The organism is Burkholderia sp. LAS2, from assembly GCF_018417615.1.
GTDB classification, from domain to species: domain Bacteria; phylum Pseudomonadota; class Gammaproteobacteria; order Burkholderiales; family Burkholderiaceae; genus Burkholderia; species Burkholderia sola.
This window is the reverse complement of the sequence record NZ_CP071054.1, coordinates 867,905-889,587: the sequence shown is the minus strand read 5'-3', so window position 1 is coordinate 889,587 and position 21,683 is coordinate 867,905. Positions and strand designations below refer to the sequence as shown.

Annotated in this window: 16 protein-coding genes and 2 pseudogenes; 6 read left to right on the top strand and 12 right to left on the bottom strand. The window is 69.9% G+C overall.

Annotated features, from left to right (window positions below; translation table 11 throughout):
• Window positions 1–174 precede the first annotated feature (174 nt).
• The 3 genes and pseudogenes from JYG37_RS33140 to JYG37_RS35190 form a co-directional block, all read left to right on the top strand.
• A complete protein-coding gene (locus JYG37_RS33140; RefSeq protein WP_235356231.1) occupies window positions 175–1,164 on the top strand; it encodes an alpha/beta hydrolase fold domain-containing protein in 990 nt (329 codons plus the stop codon).
• Between the two features lie 156 nt (window positions 1,165–1,320).
• Window positions 1,321–1,404 (top strand): annotated as a pseudogene (locus JYG37_RS35195) (D-lactate dehydrogenase); the annotation flags it as partial.
• Window positions 1,393–1,488: pseudogene (locus tag JYG37_RS35190) on the top strand (hypothetical protein); the annotation flags it as partial. The pseudogenes JYG37_RS35195 and JYG37_RS35190, both read left to right, overlap by 12 nt.
• Before the next feature lie 54 nt (window positions 1,489–1,542).
• Here the strand turns inward: JYG37_RS35190 and JYG37_RS33130 are convergent.
• Complete coding sequence (locus tag JYG37_RS33130; protein ID WP_050014121.1) at window positions 1,543–2,463, bottom strand: helix-turn-helix domain-containing protein; 921 nt, start codon at window positions 2,461–2,463, stop codon at window positions 1,543–1,545.
• Between the two features lie 401 nt (window positions 2,464–2,864).
• Between JYG37_RS33130 and JYG37_RS33125 the strand changes: the two genes are divergently transcribed.
• From JYG37_RS33125 to JYG37_RS33115, 3 genes are all read left to right on the top strand, one after another.
• Window positions 2,865–5,828, top strand: a complete 2,964-nt coding sequence (locus JYG37_RS33125) for an ATP-binding protein (RefSeq protein WP_213346754.1) — start codon at window positions 2,865–2,867, stop codon at window positions 5,826–5,828.
• A 123-nt stretch (window positions 5,829–5,951) separates the two neighbouring features.
• A complete protein-coding gene (locus JYG37_RS33120; protein ID WP_124557082.1) occupies window positions 5,952–7,850 on the top strand; it encodes an amidohydrolase in 1,899 nt (632 codons plus the stop codon).
• Window positions 7,851–7,931: 81 nt separating this feature from the next.
• Entirely contained in the window at window positions 7,932–8,606 is a 675-nt protein-coding gene (locus tag JYG37_RS33115; RefSeq protein ID WP_050014123.1) for a hypothetical protein, read from the top strand.
• Between the two features lie 94 nt (window positions 8,607–8,700).
• On the opposite strand, the gene JYG37_RS33110 is transcribed toward JYG37_RS33115, so the two are convergent.
• The 11 genes from JYG37_RS33110 to JYG37_RS33060 all read right to left on the bottom strand — a co-directional run bounded on the left by JYG37_RS33110 (window position 8,701) and on the right by JYG37_RS33060 (window position 21,577).
• The gene (locus JYG37_RS33110) at window positions 8,701–9,813 is read right to left on the bottom strand and encodes an alkene reductase (RefSeq protein WP_213346752.1); all 1,113 of its coding nucleotides are present in this window, start codon (window positions 9,811–9,813) and stop codon (window positions 8,701–8,703) included.
• Between the two features lie 78 nt (window positions 9,814–9,891).
• The gene (locus JYG37_RS33105; protein ID WP_124557084.1) at window positions 9,892–11,109 is read right to left on the bottom strand and encodes an MFS transporter; all 1,218 of its coding nucleotides are present in this window, start codon (window positions 11,107–11,109) and stop codon (window positions 9,892–9,894) included.
• 181 nt (window positions 11,110–11,290) lie between these two features.
• On the bottom strand, window positions 11,291–12,208 hold the full coding sequence (locus JYG37_RS33100; protein ID WP_050014126.1) for a LysR family transcriptional regulator: 918 nt from the start codon (window positions 12,206–12,208) through the stop codon (window positions 11,291–11,293).
• Window positions 12,209–12,311: 103 nt separating this feature from the next.
• Window positions 12,312–14,573 (bottom strand): xanthine dehydrogenase family protein molybdopterin-binding subunit, encoded by a 2,262-nt coding sequence (locus JYG37_RS33095; RefSeq protein WP_213346750.1) that lies wholly within the window; start codon window positions 14,571–14,573, stop codon window positions 12,312–12,314.
• Window positions 14,573–15,073, bottom strand: coding sequence for a (2Fe-2S)-binding protein (locus JYG37_RS33090; protein WP_050014128.1), 501 nt, complete (start codon window positions 15,071–15,073; stop codon window positions 14,573–14,575). The genes JYG37_RS33095 and JYG37_RS33090 overlap by 1 nt, the downstream gene beginning before the upstream one ends.
• Window positions 15,070–16,356 carry a c-type cytochrome gene (locus JYG37_RS33085; protein ID WP_213346747.1) on the bottom strand — a complete coding sequence of 429 codons (1,287 nt, stop codon included), beginning with the start codon at window positions 16,354–16,356 and terminating at the stop codon, window positions 15,070–15,072. The genes JYG37_RS33090 and JYG37_RS33085 overlap by 4 nt, the downstream gene beginning before the upstream one ends.
• A 274-nt stretch (window positions 16,357–16,630) precedes the next feature.
• Entirely contained in the window at window positions 16,631–17,761 is a 1,131-nt protein-coding gene (locus JYG37_RS33080) for an amidohydrolase family protein (protein WP_213346745.1), read from the bottom strand.
• Window positions 17,758–19,443 carry a cation/acetate symporter ActP gene (gene actP, locus JYG37_RS33075; protein ID WP_213346743.1) on the bottom strand — a complete coding sequence of 562 codons (1,686 nt, stop codon included), beginning with the start codon at window positions 19,441–19,443 and terminating at the stop codon, window positions 17,758–17,760. Before actP ends, JYG37_RS33080 begins: the two co-directional genes overlap by 4 nt.
• Complete coding sequence (locus JYG37_RS33070) at window positions 19,440–19,799, bottom strand: DUF485 domain-containing protein (RefSeq protein WP_050014132.1); 360 nt, start codon at window positions 19,797–19,799, stop codon at window positions 19,440–19,442. The genes actP and JYG37_RS33070 overlap by 4 nt, the downstream gene beginning before the upstream one ends.
• A 73-nt stretch (window positions 19,800–19,872) precedes the next feature.
• Complete coding sequence (locus tag JYG37_RS33065) at window positions 19,873–21,096, bottom strand: FAD binding domain-containing protein (RefSeq protein WP_124639736.1); 1,224 nt, start codon at window positions 21,094–21,096, stop codon at window positions 19,873–19,875.
• Between the two features lies 1 nt (window position 21,097).
• Window positions 21,098–21,577, bottom strand: a complete 480-nt coding sequence (locus JYG37_RS33060) for a VOC family protein (protein WP_050014134.1) — start codon at window positions 21,575–21,577, stop codon at window positions 21,098–21,100.
• Window positions 21,578–21,683 lie beyond the last annotated feature (106 nt).

Here is a 21,683-nt window from a genome sequence, read left to right as displayed (position 1 = left end):
ACGGCAAATCGGCTCGAAGCGCGCGTCGGTAGCCTGAACGCCTTGCTGGACATGGGCTTAACGGCTCTTAGCAACGCTTAACTGTGGCTCGTGCGGGAATCCGATGACAATTTGTTCTGTCGACGGCCAACGGCGCCGGATCGACAAGCAAGCTCACTCATCGGAAACTGCGCCATGAACGATTTCACGTCTGCCCGTCTGCCCGAAGACGCCGCACCGGGCCTGATCAGATCCGCGGACTCGTATCCGGTTCTCGATGCGGAAACGCAATCGTTCGTCGACCATGCCGCCGAGGCAGGGGTTCCGGCAGAGCGTTTGCGCGAATGGGCAAACGGCGATGCGACGGACGCGATACACGCCGAAGAAATCGCGCTGACAGCGGGTGCTGCGGATCCGGGCTTCACGATACGGATCGTGCGGCCGCCGCAGGCGGCGCCCACTCCGCTGCCCGCCGTGCTTTTCCTGCCGGACGGCGCGAGTTTCGCGGGTGGCCAAAGCGACAACCGGCTGGCGCGCAGGATCGCCACCGACGCCGAGGCGGCCGTCGTACTGGTCGATTACACGTCCGCGCCCGCTGCGTGCTTTCAGACCCAAAACGAGCAGGCATTCGCCGCGCTCGTTCATCTGCAGGAGCACGCACGGGCATTGAATCTCGACGGAGGCGCCCTCATCGTCGCGGGCGAAGGCACGGGCGGTCATCTCGTCGCCACCCTCGCGCTGCTCGTCAAGGCGCGCCGCGGCCCCCGTATCGCGCTTCAGATCATGCTGTGTCCGACGCTTTCCGCAAGCACGGCGGGTGCGTCGGCAGCGAGATATGCGGGCGGTCCGAGCTTGACCACACAGACCACGGGCATGCGTGCACGGACGCGCTTTCCGTCGGACAACCTCGGCGAAACAATCGCAATGCCGCTAAACGCGAGTTACACGGATCTCGAAGACCTGCCGCCCGCGCTGATCGTCACGGCCGAAAACGATGTCGCACGTGACGACGGCGAAGCCTACGCCCGCAAGCTGATGCTTGCCGGGGTGCGCGTCAGCGCGGTTCGCTGCCTCGGCACGATTCACGATTTCACGGTGCTCGATGGCCTCGCCGACACGCCGCCCACCGAGGCGGCATTGCGATTGGCATGCGGCACGATCCGCGCGACGCTACGCGGACACTGAATATGGGACAGATCGATATGTCAGTCGAGTGCATTGACGAACGCCGCAGCTCAACCTTCCCCTCTCCTCAGGAAGTCGAGCAGCAGCGCGTGTCCATCATAACGATTAAGTTGCCCTCGGTTGGGGGACGTCCTCTAATTCAGGCGTGACCGACTCGCCTCGGTATTCGGTGGCGTCTGCAATAACTCGGGCGGTGCACTCGTGCAACGTGGTCCTGCATACACGCAAATGTCGGTCTATGTCGCCAAACCCGCGTTGAAGCAGCATTACATGGACCTGGATCCGTGCAATTGCTTCAATCCCGGCATGGGACATACATCCAGATTCGCGAACTACCGGGAAGGCGGATCGATGGGAGCAGCGCCAGGCCTATATGCTTCAGCGCGACCGTGCGCGCCGCCACGCGCCGGGCGGATGGCCGACGATCCGCGCGAACACGCGGTTGAGATGGCTCTGGTCGGCGAAGCCGCACGCGACCGCGATGTCGGCCAGCGTCATGTCGGACGTCTCGATCAGCTCGCGTGCGCGCGTCACGCGCTGTTCGAGCAGCCACTGGTGCGGCGTGCGGCCGGTCGTGCGCGAGAACGCGCGGATGAAATAGCCGCGCGACAGGTCGCATTCGTTCGCCACTTCCTCGATCGATACGCCGAGGTCCGCCTTTTCCATCAACAGCTCCTGGGCGCGCGCCACCTTCGCGGCAGACAGCACGCCCTTGCGCTCGAGCTCGCGCGTGCGCGCGCTGCCGTAGCGGCGCAGCAGATGCGTGCCCATCGCGAGCCCGATCTGCTCGATGAACAGCGCGTTCAGCGGGCCGCCCGCGTCGAGGCTGTCGGCCACCGCGTGCGCGAGATGGCCGAGCACCGGGTCGCGTACGTCGGGGCGGCACGTGAGGCCGCCGATCGATTGGCCGCCGTGCTCGGGGCCGACGTGTTCGAGATACGCATGCGGCAGCTCGACCAGCACGAAGTCGAAGTTGCCGTACAGATCCGCGTGGAAATGGCGCGAGAAATCGCGAATGTAGATCGAGTGATGCTGGAACCGGCGCTCGCTCGCGCCGGCGCGCCCATAGAGCGTGCGGCGGTGGCCGCCGCTCAGCGACACGCCGACCAGGAAGCCGCGGTCGCACGGCGGCATCTCGATGCGTTCGACGTGCGCCTCGCGCATGCATTTGCGGTGCAGCCTCAGGCCGCCGGATGCCGTCTCGACATCCTTTGCCAGCAGGCTCGACACGCAGCCGAGCGTGTCTTTCGGCCGCCGCGGAGGCGATGCCACCGGCGCGGCGATGACGGAGTCTGACATGGAATTCCCCAGCGAGGGACTCGGAACATGAAATGACGAGTCCAGTTTAGATGCGCACGCGAACGTTCAAAATGAATTTGCATAAACGTCCGCTCGCCATCCTGACAAATTGCTTTCAATGCGTGGGCGCGGCGAGTGCGCCACCCGGCTCAACGCCTGCGCGAGCGGCCCGGCAGAGTATAGCGCCCCACTTTTACACGCAAGTGATCGTGCCGGTCGCGCCCGCCCGAAATGCGCGGGCAGAGCGCATTTTCCTTCAAGATTTTCGATGGCCATCCGTCTACACTCGGTCCGGAATTCGACATTTTCCGTCCGGTGCAACGGCGCGCCGGACGCGGACTTCCTGCCGGGTGAACTGCCGCGTTCATCGGGCAGCCATCCCGAGGGAACCGGAGGCGGCCATGATCCAGATCGGAACTTTGTCTGTGGATTTCGAGCAACGCGACATTCGTCAGCACGGCGCGTCGCTGCGCATCGGCGCGCGCGCGCTCGACATTCTCGAAGTCCTGCACCGCGCGAGCGGTTCGGTCGTGTCGAAGGACGACATCATGGACGCGGTCTGGCCGGGCCTGATCGTCGAGGAAAACCGGCTTCAGGTGCATGTGGCGACGCTGCGCAAGGCGCTCGGCACGAGCCGCGATCTGATCAAGACGGTGCCCGGGCGCGGCTACCTGCTGGTGGCGAGCGCGTCGTCCGGCCCGGACCTCGTACCCGTGGTCGACGCGCCGGCCGTCGCGGCGGCGCCGGCCGTCGTCGCCTCGCCCGATACGCCCGATGTACCCGATGCGCCCGCGTCGTCGCTGCTCGCGCCGCTCGTCGGGCGCGACGCCGAACTCGCGCAGATCGTCGACATGCTCGAACGCACGCCGGTCGTCACGCTCGTCGGCGCGGGCGGCATCGGCAAGACGAGTCTGGCCGTGCGCGTCGCGCACGGCGTGCGCAGCCGCTCGCGCGAGCGCGTGCTGTTCGTCGAACTGGCGCGCGCGTCGACGCGCGACGACATGCTGATCGCGCTCGCCGCCGAGCTCGGCCTCGACACGCCCGGCGTGCCCGCCATCGACCGCATCGGCGACGCGTTCGCGACGTCGCGCTGCCTGCTCGTGCTCGACAACGCGGAGCACATCGTCGATCTGGTGGCGAGCCTCGTCGAAACGCTGACGTCGAGCGCCGGCTCGCTGCGCGTGCTCGTGACGAGCCGCGAGCCGCTGCACATCTCGGCCGAGGCGGTGCTGCGCATGAGCCCGCTCGCGGTGCCGGACGGCAACGCGTCCGCCGACGAAATCGTCCGCTGCTCGGCCGTCGAGCTGTTCCTCGAACGCGTGCGCGCGGCCGCGCCGGATTGCACGGTCGACGAAGCCGGCGTGCGGCTGATCGGCGACATCTGCCGGCGCCTCGACGGGCTGCCGCTCGCGATCGAACTGGCCGCGGCGCGCGTGGCGACGCTCGGGCTCGCGGTCGTCGCGTCGCGTCTCGACGACCGGCTGAACCTGCTGACGGGCGGGCTGCGCTCGGCGCTGCCGCGTCATCAGACGCTGCGCGCGACGTTCGACTGGAGCTACGTGCTGCTCGATCGGCCCGCGCGCGCGCTGTTTCGCCGGATGGGGTGCTTCATCGGGCCGTTTTCGTTCGATGCCGCGTACGCGGTCGCCACCGAGCCCGGCACGTCGGCCGCGGACATGATCGCGGTGCTCGGCGAACTGGTGGCGAAATCGCTGGTGACCGTCGAGTTTCATGGTGCGTATGCGCGCTACCGGCTGACTGAATCGACGCGCGCGTACGCGCTCGAAAAGCTGCACAACGAAGGCGAGTTCGAGCGCATCGTCGCGCGCCATGCGGCGTACGAGCGCGAGCGCGCGCCCGTGCGGCTCGTCGCGCCCGTGACGCCCGCCGACGTGCCGCCTGCCGATGCGCGCGCGCTGGCCGTGGACGAACCGATGGACGAAGCGGTAGACGAACCGGCGGACGCCGCCGAGGCCGCAGCCGTGCCCGAGCCCGACCGGCTGGCGCGCGCGCTGCTGGAGCCGTCGCGAATGCGCGCATGCACGGCGCGCGCGAGGGAGGTGCTCGACGAACTCGACACGGGCGCGGCAGACCCGGTCGACGCCGCGCGCGAGATGCGGCTGCGGGCGGCCTGCGCGTCGGCGCTGCTGCATACGGACGGCGACGCGCTGGCCGCCGCCGCGATGTGGGACCGCACGCTCGGTCTCGCCGCGCACATCGGCGACGATGCGTTCGACGCGCGCGCGCTGGTCGGGCTGTGGAACACGATGCTGACGCTGTCGGACATTCACGAATCGCTGCGCTACGCGACGCGCTTCGAGCGCGCGGCCGAGCGGCGCGGCGACCGGTCGCAGCGGTTGCTGGCGAACACGATGGTCGCGACGTCGCTGCATTACTTCGGCGAGCATGCGCAGGCGCGCGAGCGGCTGGAAGCGGCGACGGCCGAGCTCGCCGACGTGGGCGAATCGCCGTGCGCGCAGGCCGCGCTGGGCGTCGACATGGCGACGCTGGGCCGCACGATGCTGATCCGTCTGCTGTGGATGCAAGGCGAGCCGGAGCACGCGATGCGCGTCGCCGCGCAAGCGGTCGAGCATGCGCGCCGCGGCCCGTCGCCGCTCGCGTTGTGCATCGTGCTCGGCGCGGCCGCCGTGCCGATCGCGCTGCGCTACGGCGATCACGACATCAGCTCCGACTATCTCGCGACACTGCGCGCGACCGCCGACGCGCACGGTTTCGACATCTGGCGCAGTCACGCCGAATGCCTGACCGGTCAGTTCGACGTCCAGGCCGGCCATCCCGGCGCCGGGCTCGCGCGCCTCGAACCGGCGCTGCGGCGCGTCGAGGCGAGCGGCTTCCGGCGCGTGCTCGCGCCGTTGACCGTCGCGTACGCGGAAGGCCTCGTGCGGACCGGCCGCGCGGATGAAGCATGCACCCAGCTCGATGCGACGCTCGCGCGCTGCCGCGCGCACGGCGAGCACCTGTTCGTCCCCGAACTGCTGCGCGTGCGAGGCGTCGCAATGCTCGAGCAGGCGCGCACCGTCGGCGCGGATCTCGCCGTCGCGTACGAGGCGGACGGACATCGTCATCTGCAGATGGCGATCCAGACCGCGAACGCGCAGGGCGCCGCGATGTGGGCGCTGCGCGGTTCGCTCGATCTCGCCGATCACCTGATCGAGCGCGGCCACACCGCGCAGGCGTCGGCGCTCGTCGCCGGAGTCGCGCGGCACTTCGATCCGCATTCGCGCGCCCACGACGTGCGCCGCTTGCTGCGCGTGCAGAACTTCGTCCGTCCGGATGCGCCGCCCGCGCCGTGCCTGACGCATGCACGACGCGATGCCGCCGACGCGGCGCAGCAGGCGGCATGACGATGCGCGAACCGAGTACGGCAGGGCGGCCGCGCGATCGCAGCATGCGTACCGACGCGCGCGCCGCGGGAAGCCGCGCGTGTCGTGCGGCGTCGCGCGCGGGTGCGCACGGGAGACCCGACGGTGCTTAGAGCGACGGAACCCGCGCGTTCGGCGGACCTCGTCGTGTTCAACGGCAAGATCGCGACCCAGGACGAACAGCGCTCGTTCGTCCGCGCGCTCGCCGTGAAGGACGGGACCATCGTCGCGACCGGCGACGATCGCGACGTGTTGCGCCATGCGCACGACGACACGACCCGAATCGATCTGAACGGCCGTACCGTGATTCCGGGCCTGATCGACGCGCACCTGCAGGCGATCCGCGGCGGCATGAACTTCAACCTCGAGGTGCGCTGGGACGGCGTACCGTCGCTCGCCGACGCGCTCGAGCTGCTCGGCCGGCAGGTCCGCCGCACGCCCGCGCCGCACTGGGCGCGCGTGGCGGGCGGCTGGACCGCGCTGCAGTTCGTGGAAAAGCGCGGCCCGACGGCGGCCGAGCTCAACGCGATCGCACCCGACACGCCGGTGTTCATCCAGCATCTGGCCGACAGCGCGTGGCTGAATGCGGCCGCGCTGCGCGCGCTCGGCTACGGGCGCGACACGCCCGATCCGCCCGGCGGCGAGTTGCGGCGCGACCGCCATGGGCGGCCGACCGGGCTGCTGCTCGCGCGCCCGGACCCGGCGGTGCTCGGCGCGGCGCTCGCCCGCGCGCCGATGCTCGATGCGGACGACCGCGTCAACTCGACGCGGCAGTTCATGCGCGCGCTGAACCGCGTCGGCGTGACGAGCGCGATCGACGCCGGCGGCGACGGTCTCGCGTATCCGGACGACTATGCGGCGGTCGCGACGCTCGCGCGGCGCGGCGAATTGACGACGCGCATCGCGTATGCGCTGGGCGCGCGGCACGCGGGCCGCGAGCTCGACGACTTCGCGACATGGATCGCGCTGACGGCACCCGGCCGCGGCGACGCATTCCTGCGCACGAGCGGCGCGGGCGAGCGGCTGCTGTGCTCGGCCGTCGATCTCGGGAATTTTCTCGAACCGCGCGTCGACCTGCCCGCGTCGGTCGACGCGGAGCTGGCGGCCATCGTCCGGCTGCTGGTGCGTCATCGCTGGCCGTTCCGGCTGCATGCGACCTACGACGAATCGATCGGCCGCTTCCTCGACGTATTCGAAGCGATCGATCGCGACACGCCGTTCGACGGGCTGCGCTGGAGCTTCGACCGCTGCGAGACGATTTCGGATGCCAATATCGCGCGCGTCGCGGCGCTCGGCGGCGGCATCACCGTGCAGCCGCGCATGGCGTTCCAGGGCGAAGCGTTCATCGCGCGCCATGGGGCGGCGGCGGCCACGCGCGCGCCGCCGATCCGCGCGATGCTCGCGGCCGGGCTGCCGGTCGGCGCCGGTTCGGGCGCGACGGGCGCGGCGAGCTACAACCCGTTCGTCGCACTGTACTGGATGGTGTCGGGGCGCAGCGTGGGCGGCACCGCGCTGTATCCGGCGCGCAACCGGCTCGGCCGGATGGAGGCGCTGCGCCGCTACACGGTCGGCAGCGCGTGGTTCTCCGCGGACGAGCATCGCAAGGGCGCGCTGGTGCCCGGCCGATACGCCGACTTCGCGGTGCTGAGCGACGACTACTTCACGGTCGACGCGCGGCGTATCCCGACGTTGTCGTCGGTGCTGACGGTCGTCGACGGCAAGGTCGTGCACGCGGAGCAGGAATTCTCGCCGCTGGCGCCGCCGCCGCCGCCCGTCAGCCCCGTATGGTCGCCGGTCGCCGCAGGCGGCGTCGCCGATGCGGCGGGCGCCGGCGGCCGCGACGCGCCGCACGCGTCGGCGGCGGGCGACGCATGCGCGGCGCCCGGCATCGATGCGTGCCGCGCGCGCGGTCACGGACGCCGCTTCGCGCGGTCGCGCTATCCGACCGCAAGCGCGGCCGCCGAACGCTGCGAAGCCTTCGGCCGCTGCTGCGTCGCGTTTTGAGCGGCGCGTGCCGGTGCGCGACGCACGCCGCCGCGCATTGAACGATTTTCCGCCCCGTGCGCGGGGCATGAAGGAGACAGGATGAATGCTGCGCACCCGCGCGCATCGGCCACCGGCGACGAAGTGGCCGGCGTTCGCATTCCGCGCACGCCCGTTGCGGTCGAGGCAGCCGACGCGGCCCGCGCGTCGTTGCCCGCCGCGCTCGTCGATCACGCGGCGCGCGTGTTCGTGTTCGCGTCGCTCGCCGCGCGGCGGGCGGGCGACGCGTGCGATGCCGATGCACTGTATGTCGCCGCGATGTACGCCAACATGGGGCTGAGTCCGGCGTACGGCCGTTCGACCGAACGCTACGAGCTCGACGGCGCGGATGCCGCGCACGCGTTGCTGCTGCGGCATCGCCGGTCGCGGCGCATGCGCGACGACGTGTGGCACGCGATCGCGCTGCATACGACACCGGGCGTGGCCGTCCGCGCGTCGCCGCTCGCGCGCGCATTGGCGTGCGCGGTGTCGACGGACCTGATGGCGACCGACTTCGACGCGTACATGGCCCACGAGCGCGACGCGCTCCTTGCCGCGTATCCGCGCGCTGGCGATTTCCCCGAAGCGTTTCTCGACCTGGTCGCGCGCGGCGTCGCGCACCGGCCGCAGTCGACCTTCGGCACGTGGAGCGCCGACGTGCTCGAACGCGCGGATCCGGATTTTCATCGGCCGAATTTCTGCGGCCGCGTGCTGGGCGCGCGGTGGAACGACATGTGACGGCCCCGGTCGAGCGTGCGGCAGCCGCACGCTCGACCGGCTGCGGCGCGCGGCCGCGCGCGGGATGCCGCACGTGGCGCGCCGCATGTGCGGGTCACGCGTGCGACGGCGCCGCATCGTACCGCGCATAGTCGACGTAGCCGGCGCGGTCGCCGCCGTACCAGCCGGCGGCCTTCGGCTCCGCGAGCGGTGCGCGGGCCGCGATGCGCTCGACGAGATCCGGGTTCGCGATATACGCGCGCGCGAACGCGACGAGATCGGCGTCGCCCGCGTCGATCAACGCGTTCGCCGCGTCCGGCGAAATGCCGCCGTTGACGATCAGCGTGCCGTGGAACGACCGGCGCGCGTGCTCGACGATGCGCGGCAGATCGGGCTCGCCGCTCCAGCCGTTGGTGTCGGCCGCGTGCAGGTACGCGACGCCCGCCGCGTCGAGCATCCGGCCGACGTACGCGAGCGTCGCGTCCGGATCGGCGTCGCGCACGTTGTTGTATTTCGCGTACGGCGAGATGCGCACGCCGACGCGGTTCAGCGGCATCACGCCGCCGACCGCGTCGACGATTTCCTCGAGAAAGCGCGCGCGGTTCGCGACCGAACCGCCGTAGCGATCGTCGCGGCGGTTCAGCGTCGACGACAGGAACTGGTGCGGCAGATAGCCGTTGGCCGCATGGATCTCGACGCCGTCGAAGCCCGCGGCCATCGCGTGCGCGGCGGCCTGCCGGAATTCGTCGACGGCCGCGACGACTTCATCGGTCGTCATCGCGCGCGACGGCGTCGCATGAATCTTCGTGTAGTAGCCGTTCTGCAACTGCGCCCACACCTGCAACTGTTCGAGGTCGTCGTTCACGCCGGACGGCGACAGCGGCGCGGCGCCGCCGAGCAGCGTCAGCGAACTGACGCGGCCGCCGTGCCACAGCTGCGCGAAGATGCGTCCGCCGTTCGCATGGACGGCATCGGTGACGGCTTTCCACGCGGCGGCTTGCGCATCGTCGACGAGACCGGGCGTCAGCTCGAATGCGGCGGACGCCGGGCTGACGTTGGTGGCCTCGGTCACGATCAGGCCGGCCGACGCGCGCTGCGCGTAGTACTCGGCCATCAGTTCGGTGGGCAGGCCGCGCGACGGCGCGCGCGAGCGCGTCATCGGCCCCATCACGACGCGGTTCGGCAGCGCGAGGCCGCGCAGATCGTAGGCACTGAGCAGGGAAGACATGATGGACTCCTGTGGTTCGACGGGGAGCGGGGCGGCTTTGCGCCCCGCGAACGGATCGATTCGATGGGTGACGATGGATCAACCCGCGGCGTGACGTTGCGCGTGCGGCCGCCCGACGAGCAGGTAGTGGCCGAGCGCGACGATCGGGAACGCGCCGGCCACCGCGGCGACGAGCGGCCAGCCGCCGTGTTCGTACAGCGGGCTCGCGAGCGCGGAGCCGATGGCGCCGCCGACGAAGATGCTCGTCATGTACAGCGCATTGAGCCGGTTGCGGCTCGCCGCATGCAGCGCGTAGATCTCGCGCTGGCCGAGCACCATGTTCATCTGCACCGCGAAGTCGAGCACGATGCCGGTGACGACGAGCCCGTACAGGCCGGCGCCGTGCACGACACCGACCGCATACGCGAGCGCGCCGGCAACCAGCGCGATCAGCGTCGCGCGCACCGTATGGCCGGCATCCGCGAGGCGTCCGGCCACCGGCGCCGACGTCGCGCCGATCGCGCCGACCAGCGCGAACAGGCCGATCGCCGATTGCGACAACCCGTAGTGACGCGTCAGCTCGACGGGCACGGCGGTCCAGAACAGGCTGAACGACGCGAACATCAGGCCCTGGTAGAACGCGCGGTGACGCAGCACCGGCATCGTGCGAACGAGGTGCAGCAGCGAGCCGATCAGTTCGAAATAGGTTGCGCGATGATCGGGCTGGCGCGACGGAATCGTCAGCGCGAGCACGGCCGTGACGAGCGTCATCAGCACGGCCGCGGCCGCGAACACGAAGCGCCAGCCGAACGCGTCGGCGACGACGCTCGACAGCGGCCGCGCGAGCAGGATGCCGAGCAGCAGCCCGCTCATGATCGTGCCGACGACGCGGCCGCGCGAATGGTCGGGCGCGAGGTGCGCGGCGAGCGGCACGAGGATCTGCACGGCCACCGAGCTGAACCCGATCAGCAGCGAAATCGCGAGGAAGAGCCCAGGCGTGCGCACGAACGCGGCCGCCGCGAGGCTCGCGATCGACACGACGGCCGTCACGATCATCAGCTTGCGGTTTTCGAGCAGGTCGCCGAGCGGCACGATGAAGAACAGCCCGAGCGCGTAGCCGATCTGCGTCAGCGACACGATCAGGCTCGCCGTGTTGCCGGACATGTGCAGGCTCGGCGCGATGAGCTCGGTGATCGGCTGTGCGTAGTACAGGTTCGCGACGATCGCGCCGCAGCTGAACGCGAACAGCAGGATCAGCCCCTGCGTGAGTTTGACGCCGTGCGCGGGCGGCGCGAGCGGTGTTGAATCCGTTGACATGATCGACTCCTGGAAAAGGGAAAGGCCGGACACCGAAGCGTCGCGCGGGCATCGAGCTCGCCCGGCCGCGATACGGTGCACCGCATTGCCGTCCATACTATTGATCAATCGATAAAACCGGAAGCGAGACGCCGCGCAATCGAGCGTTGCGCGGCACGCAAAAGTGCCGCTCCCGGTGGGGTCAGCCGCGTTTGCCCTGCAGCGTCGGAATCTGCTCGAACAGGCCCGCGAGCCAGTCGACGAACACCTTCAGCTTGACCGGGATGTGGCGATTGGGCGGATACAGCACCGAAATCGGCCTGGCCGGCGCGTTGAAATCGGTCAGCACCTCGCGAAGCCGGCCCGATTTCAGGTAAGGCTCGACGAGGTACAGCGATGTCTTGATCAGGCCGATGCCGGCGACGCCGCACTCGATGTAGTTGTCCGCGTCGTTGACGGCCACCGTGCCGCACATCTGCACGATGCGCGGCTCGCCGTCGACGACGTAATCCCACGGGCGCGGTCGCCCGGTGTCGGCCGAGATGTGACTGACCGCCACGTGCTGCGCGAGATCGTCGACGGTCTCCGGCTCGCCGCACCGCGCGAAATACGCGGGCGAGCCGCACGTGCAGGTGGTCAGGCTGCCGATCCGCCGCGCGATCATCCCCGAATCGTCGAGCGCGCCGATGCGCACCACGCAGTCGACCCCTTCGCCGACGAGGTCGATCTGCCGGTCGGTCACGCCGAGTTCGATCATGATGTCCGGATGGGCGTCGAGAAACGCCGGCAGCGCGGGCACGACGACCTGCTTCGCCATCGCGGGCGGCAGGTTCACCTTCAGCCGGCCGCGCGGCACGTTGCGGGCCTGCGACACCGACGCCTCCATGTCGTCGATCTCGCGCAGCACCGCGACGGCGCGTTCGTAATACGCCTGGCCGTCCTCGGTCAGCGAGATGCGGCGCGTGGTGCGGTTCAGCAGCCGGCAGCCGAGATGCTGCTCGAGTGCGCTCAGCAGCGCGGACACGCGCGGCGTGGTGAGGCCGGTCGTGTCCGACGCGCGCGTGAAGCTGCCGGTTTCGACGATGCGCGTGAACACGCGCATCGAAAGCAAGGTATCCATCGTCGGAAGTTCTCCCGCCTGTCGGTATGCGGCGCCGGTGCGTGCCGGCGCCGTCTTGTCGTGTATCGGATAGGGCGTGTCGCGCAGCGAATGCGGCCGACCGCTACGCGTCGATGCGCTTTCTCAGCGCGTCGCCGGCAAACGGCATTTCGCGCAGGCGCTGGCCGGTCGCGTCGAAGATCGCGTTGGCCAGCGCGCCGGCGGTCGGCCCCATCGACGCCTCGGCCGCGCCGAGAAACGGCGCGCCGGGGCGATTGACCAGATGGACCTTCACGTTCCGCGGCGCGGCCGAGAAGCGCAGGATCGGGTAGCTGCTCCAGTCGAAGCTGCGAATCCGTTCCGTGTCGTACTTCAGCGCCTCGTACAGCGTCCAGCTCGCGGCCTGCACGATGCCGCCCTCGATCTGGTTGCGGATGCCGTCCGGCGACACGATCTGGCCCGCGTCGACGGCGGCTTCCGCGTGTTCGAGCGTCACCTGGCCGGTTTCCGGCACGACCGACACCTCGACCGCGATCGCGACGTAGGCCATCAGGTTCTTGTACTTGCCGAACGCGAAGCCGACGCCGCGGTTGCGCGCGCGCGGCGGCCGCGGCCAGCCGAAGTGCTTCGCGGCGAGCTGGATCACCTGCCGCGCGCGATGGTCTTCCATGTGGCGCAGCCGGAATTCGACCGGATCGACGCCGGCCGCGTGCGCGAGCTCGTCCATGAAGCTTTCGATCGCCCAGACGTTCGTGTGCGCGCCGAGCGAACGCATCGCGGACGTCTGCAGCGGCATCGTCGGCGAGAAGTGGTTGACGATGTGCTGGTTCGGCAGCGCGTACAGCGGGATCGCGTTGCGGTCGCCGCCGCCCTCCGGTTGCAGCATCGGCGTCGACGGCGCGGGCACGAACGGCGGCTCGAGCATGCGCGCGGGCAGCAGCCGGCCCGCGTTGACGATCCGCTCGTTGTGCGAGCTGCTCCACAACGCATAGTTCCAGTCGACGATGCGGCCGCTCGCGTCGAGCGACGCGCTGACCTCGGTCACCATCGCGGGCGTGAAGTGATCCCACGTGTGTTCCTGTTCGCGCATCCATTGCACGCGAATCGGCTTGCCCGGCATCGCGGCGGCGATCAGCGCCGCATGTGCGGCCACGTCGTCCGCCGCGTTGTGGCCGTAGCAGCCGGAGCCTTCGGTGTGAATGCAGCGAATGTTCGCCTTCGGCATCGACAGCATCTCCGCGAGCGCGTCGCGCAGCGGATAGACGCCCTGCGAGTGGGTCCACACCGTCATCATCCCGTTCTCGAGATGCGCGACCGAGCACGACGGCCCGATCGACCCGTGCAACAGGTAGTTCTTCAGGAACGTCGCGTTCAGCGTCTTCGCGGCCGGCGCGGTGGCCGCGTGCGTGTTCGCGATCTCGATGCGCTGCGTCGAGATCCGCTTCAGGTCCGCGTGCACGGTGCTGCGCTCGGGCAGCTTGCGGCCCGGCGACCACTGGCAGCCGGCGGCGAGCGCGCGCTGCGCGACCACCGCCTGCCACTCGCCCTGCGCGACCACCGCGAGCATGCTGCCGTTGCGCACGATCCGCACGACGCCCGGCAGCTTCAGGATCGCGGCTTCGTCGAACGACAGCAGCGTCGCGTCGTACACCGGCGGCATCACGACGCGCGCGTGCAGCATGCCGGGCAGCTGCATGTCCTGCACGTAGCTGACGCCGCCCGTGACCTTGTTCGGGATGTCGACGCGCGGCAGCGACGTGCCGATCACCGCGAATGTCGCCGGGCTCTTCAGCGGCGACGTGGGCGTCGCGTTGCGGTGCAGGTCGACCGTGCGGATCGCGTCGCCGTAGGTCATCGTGCGGCCGTCGGGCGCCGTGATCACCGCGTCGGCGGTCGTCAGCACGCGCGGATCGACGCCGAAGCGTTTCGCCGCGCCTTCGACCAGCAGCGCGCGCACCTGCGCGGTCGCGTTCAGCAGCGCGGAGCCGCTGTCGGCCATCGTATGGCTGCCGGCGGTCAAGCCTTCGTCCGGCGACGCGCCGGTGTCGGCGGTCAGGAACGTGATCAGCGACGGCTTCATGTCGAGTTCCTCGGCGGCCACCTGCAGCAGCGCGGTGCGCACGCCGGTGCCGAGCTCGACCTTGCCGGTGTACACGGTGACCTTGCCGTCGGGCGCGATCTTGACCCATGCATCGAGCAGCGGATTGGTCTTCAGGCTGCCGGCGAGCGCCTGCGTGGCCTTCGCCACGTGCACGGCCGCGCCTTCGTCGGCGATCACCAGCTGCGCGGCCGCGCGCGACGCGGGCGCGAGCGTGAACGCGACGAACAGCGCGCCGGAGACGATGAAGTGCCGGCGGCCTTCGTCGATGTCGTCGTGGGAATTCATCACAGCCCCTTGCTGATCGTGACGGGAGCGGAAGCCGGTTCGGGGGCCGGCAGCCCCGCGACCGAGCGCACCGCCGCGAGAATCCGCATGTGCGTGCCGCAGCGGCACAGGTTCGGTTCCATGTGCGTGCGCAGTTCCTGTTCGGTCGGCTTCGGATTGCGTTCGAGCAGCGCCTGCGCGCGCATGATCATCCCGGCGATGCAGTAGCCGCACTGCGCGGCCTGGTGCTCGATGAACGCGCGTTGCAGCGGGCCCGGATGCTCGGCGGTGCCGAGGCTCTCGATGGTGCGCACGCTGCGCGAACCGACCGCCGCCACCGGCATCAGGCACGAGAAGGTCGGCTTGCCGTCGACGATCACGGTGCAGGCGCCGCATTGGCCGAGGCCGCAGCCGAACTTCGCGCCGTGCAGGTGCAGGTCGTTGCGCAGCGCGTACAGCAGCGGCGTGGACGGATCGATGTCCAGCGTGTGCCGCACGCCGTTGACGGTGAGGGTAATCATCGTGCGGTGTCCTCTTTTCTGAGCTTCGCGGCCATCGCGTCGACGCCCGCCCACGCGGGACGATCGGTATAGGTCTCGCGCACGTACGCGGCGAGATCGGCGATCTGCGCGTCGTCGTACTGGTCGATGAACGACGGCATGGTGTTGAGCGTGTCCTCGCCGTGCCAGCCGATGCCGTTGAACATCATCTGGATCGCGTTGCGCGGCGTATCGGCGTTGACCGCCGTGCTGAACGCGAGCGTCGGGCGCTCGCCGATCGACTGCATCGGCGCGGCCGGCCCGTGGCACTGCGCGCACGACGCCTGGAACAGCGTCGCGCCGCGCTGCGCGGCCGGCGTCGTCGCGGTGTGTTCGCCCGCGGCCGTTGCCGCGGCCGCACGCGCGGTCGCCGGCTTCTGGATCGACAGGATGTACGCGGCGATCGCGTCGACGTCCTCCACCGGCACCGTCGCGAGGTCGCGCGTGACCGGCAGCATCGGCCCGGCCGCCGCGCCGTGCTCGCTCGCGCGGCCGGTGCGCAGGTAGGTGACGAGCTGCGCCTGTGTCCACGGGCGCGCGGCCTGGCCGAGCGCATTGAGCGGCGGCGCTTCCCAACCGTCGACGATGCCGCCGTCGAATGCACGGCCGCGCTGCTCGCCGCCGATCGCGTTCAGCGGCGAATGGCACGATGCGCAGTGACCGAGCCCGTCGACGAGCATCCTGCCGCGGTTCCATTGCGCGGACTGCGCGGGGTCGGGTTGATACGCGCCTTCGCGCAGGAACAGCACGTTCCAGAACGCGACCAGCGGCCGGAAGTTCAGCGGAAAGACCAGGTCGTTGGCGGGCGCCGTCGCATGTACCGGTTCACGCGTCATCAGGTACGCGTATGCGGCGGCGATGTCGTCGTCCGACATCCGCGTGAAGTGAATGTACGGAAACGCCGGGTAAAGCGGCTGGCCGTTGCGGCCGATGCCGGTGCGCAACGCACGGGCGAAGGCGTCGCGCGACCAGCGGCCGATCCCCGTTTCGGCGTCCGGCGTGATGTTGGTCGCGTAGATCGTGCCGAACGGCGTCGCGAGCGGCAAGCCGCCCGCGAACGGCTTGCCGTCCTTCGCGGTGTGGCACACGACGCAGTCGCCGAGCGCGACGACCCGCGCGCCGGCGCGCACCAGTTGCGGATCGAACGAAGCAGGGGCGGGCGGATCGATCGGCGCGATCGACGGCCGCACCATGATGCCGATCGCGACCGCGATGCCCGCGATCGCGATGCCGGCCGCGCCGAACCAGAGTCGTTTGTGCTTCATGTGCGCTCCGCGCGAAGCGGTGCGCCGCACGTCGTGCGCGGCGCGCCCGGGGCGTCGTGCGTCGGCTGGCCGGGCCGCGAACGCGTGGCTGCGCGGCGGTGATTGGCAACTGGATCCACGTTGTCACTCCATCAATCGAAAAGGTGCGCGGGCGCTGGCCAGCGCGGTCGCTCTTGCAGCCAGTCTACGCAGACGCCCGCGTCATTTCCTGAAACCGGGCTGAAACGTTCTGAACGGGTTCCGGCCCGGTTCGGCGGCACTCGGCACGCACGCGCTAGATCCGCAGCAGCCGGCCCGCATTGCCGCCGAGCACCAGCGCGCGCTGGTCGTCGGGCAGGTCCAGCCGGTCGAGAAAACGCACCGGTTGCGCGTAGCCCATGTCGAAGCAATAGTCGCTGCCGAGCACCAGCCGGTCGATGCCGACGTTCTCGATCAGAAAGTTCAGCACCGGCCCCGAGTGGGACACCGTGTCGTAGCTGAAGCGCCGCAGATAGCTGCTCGGCTGTTGCGCGAGCCGGCGCGTTTCCGGCCGGACGGTCCACCCGGCGTCGAGCCGGCCGACGAGGACCGGCAGCGCGCCGCCCGCATGCGGCAGCGTGACGTGCAGCGCCGGATGGCGGTCGAGCACGCCGCCGAGTATCAGGTGCGACGCGGCGATTGCCGTATCGAACGGATTGCCGAGCAGGTTGCTCAGGTAGAAATCGCCGAGGCGCGCGCCGCCGACGGTTTGCTGCGGGTGCAGGAACACCGGCAGCCCGAGTTGCTCGATGCGCGCGAACACCGGCGCGAACCGCGGATCGTCGAGGTCGCGGTGGTCGATGTTCGTGCCCATGTACACGCCGCGCACGCCAGGCAGCGCCGACGCGCGCTCGAGCTCGTCGATCGCATCGGTCGCGTCGAGCATCGGCAGCGTCGCGAGGACGACGAAGCGCGCCGGATGCCGCTGGTGCACGCGCGACGCGGCCGTATTCCATGTGCGCGCCAGTTTCGCGTTGAACGGCCGGTCGCCCCAGTACGCCATCGGCACGCTCAGCGACAGCGCCTGCACGTCGACGCCCGACGCGTCCATGTCCTCGAGTCGCGCGTCGACGTCGATGAATTTCATCGGCAGCGGCCCGAGGCCGCCGGCCGGCGTGCGGAACGTGAACGTCGTGTCGTCGCACGCGAATGCGCCGCCGAACCGCTTGCCTTCGCCGCCGACGAGGTCGCAGAAGCTTTCCGGGTAATAGTGCGCGTGGATATCGATCGCGCGTGGACGCCGGGCCGGCAGCGTGGCTGCAGCGGCCGAGGCGGGCGCCGGTTGCGCCGCCGCGGCCGGACGTCCGGCAAGGGCCGCGACGGCAAGCGCGGCGAATGTGCCGAGCATGCGGCGCCGGCCGGTGGGCAGGCAGCAGGGGCAGGTCATCGGATCGTCTCCAGGTCGTGATTGTCGTGTTGTGGCGTGCCGTGGCGCGGCAGGGCGCCGAGCTCGCATGCGACGAGCTGCGCGTCGAACCGCGCGCGTTCGCGTCGCGCGCGGGCCGAGCCGTCGGTGGCCGACACCGCGACGATCGCGACGAACGCGGCGGCCATCGAGAACAGCGCCGGATATTCGTACGGGTAGGGCGCGTGCGCGTGGCCGAGCACCTGTACCCAGACGGTCGGGCTCAGCACGGTGAGCGTGACCGCCGTGACGAGCCCGATCGTGCCGCCGACCACCGCGCCGCGCGTCGTCAGGCCGCGCCAGTAGATCGAGAGCAGCAGCACCGGAAAATTCGAGCTGGCGGCGATCGAGAACGTGAGGCTGACGATGAACGCGATGTTCTGCTTCTCGAATGCGATGCCCAGCACGATCGCGAGCACGCCGAGCACCAGCGTCGTCGCGCGTGCGACGCGCATTTCTTCGCGGTCGGTCGCCTGGCCGCGGCGCAGCACGTTCGCATAGAGGTCGTGCGAGATCGCCGACGAGCCGGCGAGCGTCAGCCCGGCGACCACGGCGAGAATCGTCGAGAACGCGACCGCGCAGATGAAGCCGAGGAAAAAGTTGCCGCCGATCGCATGCGCGAGATGGATCGCCACCATGTTCGCGCCGCCGGCCACCGCGCCGGACGCATCGTGATACCGCGGGTCCGCGGCGACGAGCGCGATCGTGCCGAAGCCGATCACGATGATCAATGCATAGCCGGCGCCGACGATGCCGGTTGCATGGAGGATGCTCTTGCGCGCCGCGCCGACGTCGCCGACCGTGAAGAAGCGCATCAGGATGTGCGGCAGGCCTGCCGTGCCGAAGATCAGCGCGAGCCCGAGCGACACCGCGGACACCGGGTCGGACACGAGGCCGCCCGGCCGCATGATGGCCGCGTGCTTCGGATGGACGCGCAGCGCCTGCGCGAACAGTGCGTCGAGGCTGAAGCCGAAGCGGCTCAGCACCATGAACGCCATGAATGCCGCGCCGGCGAGCAGCAGCACGGCCTTGACGATCTGGATCCACGTGGTGGCGAGCATGCCGCCGAAGAACACGTAGACGACCATCAGCACGCCGACGATCACCACCGCGGCCGTGTAGTCGAGCCCGAACAGCAGCTCGACGAGCTTGCCGGCGCCGACCATCTGCGACACGAGATACAGCAGGACGATGACGATCGAGCTCGACGCGGCGAACGCGCGGATCGGCCGTGGCTGCAGCCGGTACGACACGACGTCGGCGAGCGTGTACTTGCCGAGGTTGCGCAACGGCTCCGCGATCAGGAACAGGATGATCGGCCAGCTCGCGAGAAAGCCGACCGAATAGATCAGCCCGTCGTAACCGCTCGTGAACACAAGCGCGGAGATGCCGAGCAGCGATGCGGCCGACATGTAGTCGCCGGCGATCGCCCAGCCGTTCTGCAGCGCGGTGATGCGGCCGCCGGCCGCGTAATGATCGGCGACGCTGCGGTTCTGGCGGGCGGCCCAGCGCGTGATGACGAGCGTCGACGCGACGAACAGCACGAACATGCCGATGGCAACCGGATTGTGCGGGTGCGCGAGCGGCGCGGAGCCCGCCGCGAACGCCGGCGCCGCGGCTGCGCTCGCGGTTGCTGCGAGGAGGATGTCGAAGGTGCGTTTCATTGGCCGCCTCCGTCGCGGATCGACGCGACGAGCGCGTCGTGCACCGCATTCGCACGGCGCACGTACAGCGCGACGAGCGCGAACGTCGCGACGAACATGCCGAAGCCGACCGGGATGCCCCACGTGGTCGGGCGGCCCGGCACGATCGGCCGGCCGAGCCATGCCGGCGAGAACGCCAGCGACAGGATGAACGCGAAGTAAAGCGCGAGCATGACGGCGGTCAGCGACCACGCGAATCGCCGCCTTCGCGTGACGAGATGGCGGAAGCGGGCATCGCGCAGCAGCGGATGCGTGGCCGCGGCGGGCACGTCCTGATCGGGTGCGGGGCCGGCGGCGGCCGGAATCGAACGGTTCACGGTGTCTCCTTGTCGGTATTGGATGGGGCGCGATGCGGCGGGCGCGAGACGTCGTCCATGCGCCCGCCGGTGGTCAGAACCGCGGCGGCACGGCCGTTTCGCGCATCACGACTTCCGCGGTGCGGTAGCGTTCGGCCATCTCGCGTTCGGTGTCGTTCTTCAGTTGCGCCTGCATGTATGCGCCGAGATGGCGCGCGTGTTCCACGATCGCGGCGCCGAACGCGGTGCGCGTTTCGCTGTACGCGTGCAGTGCATCCAGCGGATCGGCATGCGCGGCCAGCGCGCCGACCAGCGCAAGCGCATCGCCCGCGGCCTTCGTGACGCCCATCCCGCAGTGCGGCCGCGCGACGAATGCCGCATCGCCGAGCAGCGCGATGCGGCCGAACGCCATGCGCGGCACCTCGAGGTCGTAGATCGGCTGGAACAGCGGCTGTGCGGCGCGCGACACGACTTCCGCGAACTGCGGCGCGAGCAATGCATGCGCGGCGTCTTCCATGTCGGCGAGCACGTCGCGGCGGATCAGCGTCGGCGGAATGCCGGTCGCCCACAGCTTGCCCGTCGCGTCGGTGAGCAGGTTCGGCAGGTCGGTGTCCTCGCGGGTCGCGCGATACCACACGAAGTTGTAGCGGCGCTCGCCGGGCCGCGTGCTGTTGTGCTGGCCGGCGACCGGGTAGCCGAGGATCTGCTCGCGCGGCGGCAGGCCGAACGCGAACTTGTCGAACAGCGTCGCGTGCGTGCGCTCCGACAGTTCGCGCTCGTCGACGAGGCCGCGCCACGCGACGTAGCCCGCGTACTGCAGGCGCGCGTGCGGCAGGAATCGTTCGCGGATCGCCGAACGGAAGCCGTCGGCCGCGACGACGAGGTCGGCATGCACCACCGACCCGTCGGCCAGCGTGAGCGTGGCGTGCTCGGGCCCGTCCGCGACGTCGGCGACGACGGCCCCCGCGTGATGGTGCTGGTCGGGCAGCGCGGCGCGCAGGACGTGGTACATCTTGCTCCATGCGGTCAGCGTCTGCGGCAGTTGCCGCTCGGATGCGAGCGAGCCGTCCCGCGCGAGCGTGACGCGCGACTCGACGTTCACGCCGATCGATGCGTCGACGCGCACGCCGGCCGCGCGCAGCACGTCGAACAGCTCCGGATGCGTGACGATGCCGGCGCCACGGCCGGACAGCGCGTCGGGCACGCGTTCGAACACGTCCACGTCCCAGCCGTTGCGCAGCAACAGGTTCGCGGCGAACAGCCCGCCCAGCGAGCCGCCGACGATGGCGGCCTTGCGATGCGTCGAATGGATGCTCATGTCAGTCTCCACGGGTAGCGGCGGGCGCTGCGGCGCCGCGCATGTCGAGGCCGGCGACTTCGGCGGCCGGGTAGTTCAGTTCGATCGTCACGCCCGACGGATCCTCGATGAAGACCTGATGCAATCCGAGGCTCGGCACGGTGCGGTCGCGCCACGCGATGTGTTCGGCACGCAGCGTGCGCCACATCGCCTCGACGCCGGTCGCGACGAATGCGATGTGGTCGACGGTGCCGGTGCCCGCGGCCGGCACGGGCTTGTCGCCGAGATACGCGGCGAGCCCGTTCGGGTTGGCCGGATCGATGCCGATCAGGTGGACCGTGCCGTAATCGGCTTCGTCGTCACCGAGGTAGAGCCACGCGCCCGGAAAGTCGAACGGCGGGCGGTAGCCGCGTCTGAAGCCGAGCACGCGTTCGTAGAAGCGGCACGATGCTTCGAGATCGGGCGTGCGGATCGAGTAATGCGCGAGTCGAGATACGGGCATGACGAACCTCTTGTTTATCGAAGGATAAGTTATCGTTCGATAAATTGTAGGTCGAAAACGGCGCAGCGCAAAGCCGTGATCGAGTCGTGTTAACCCTTGGCCCGGA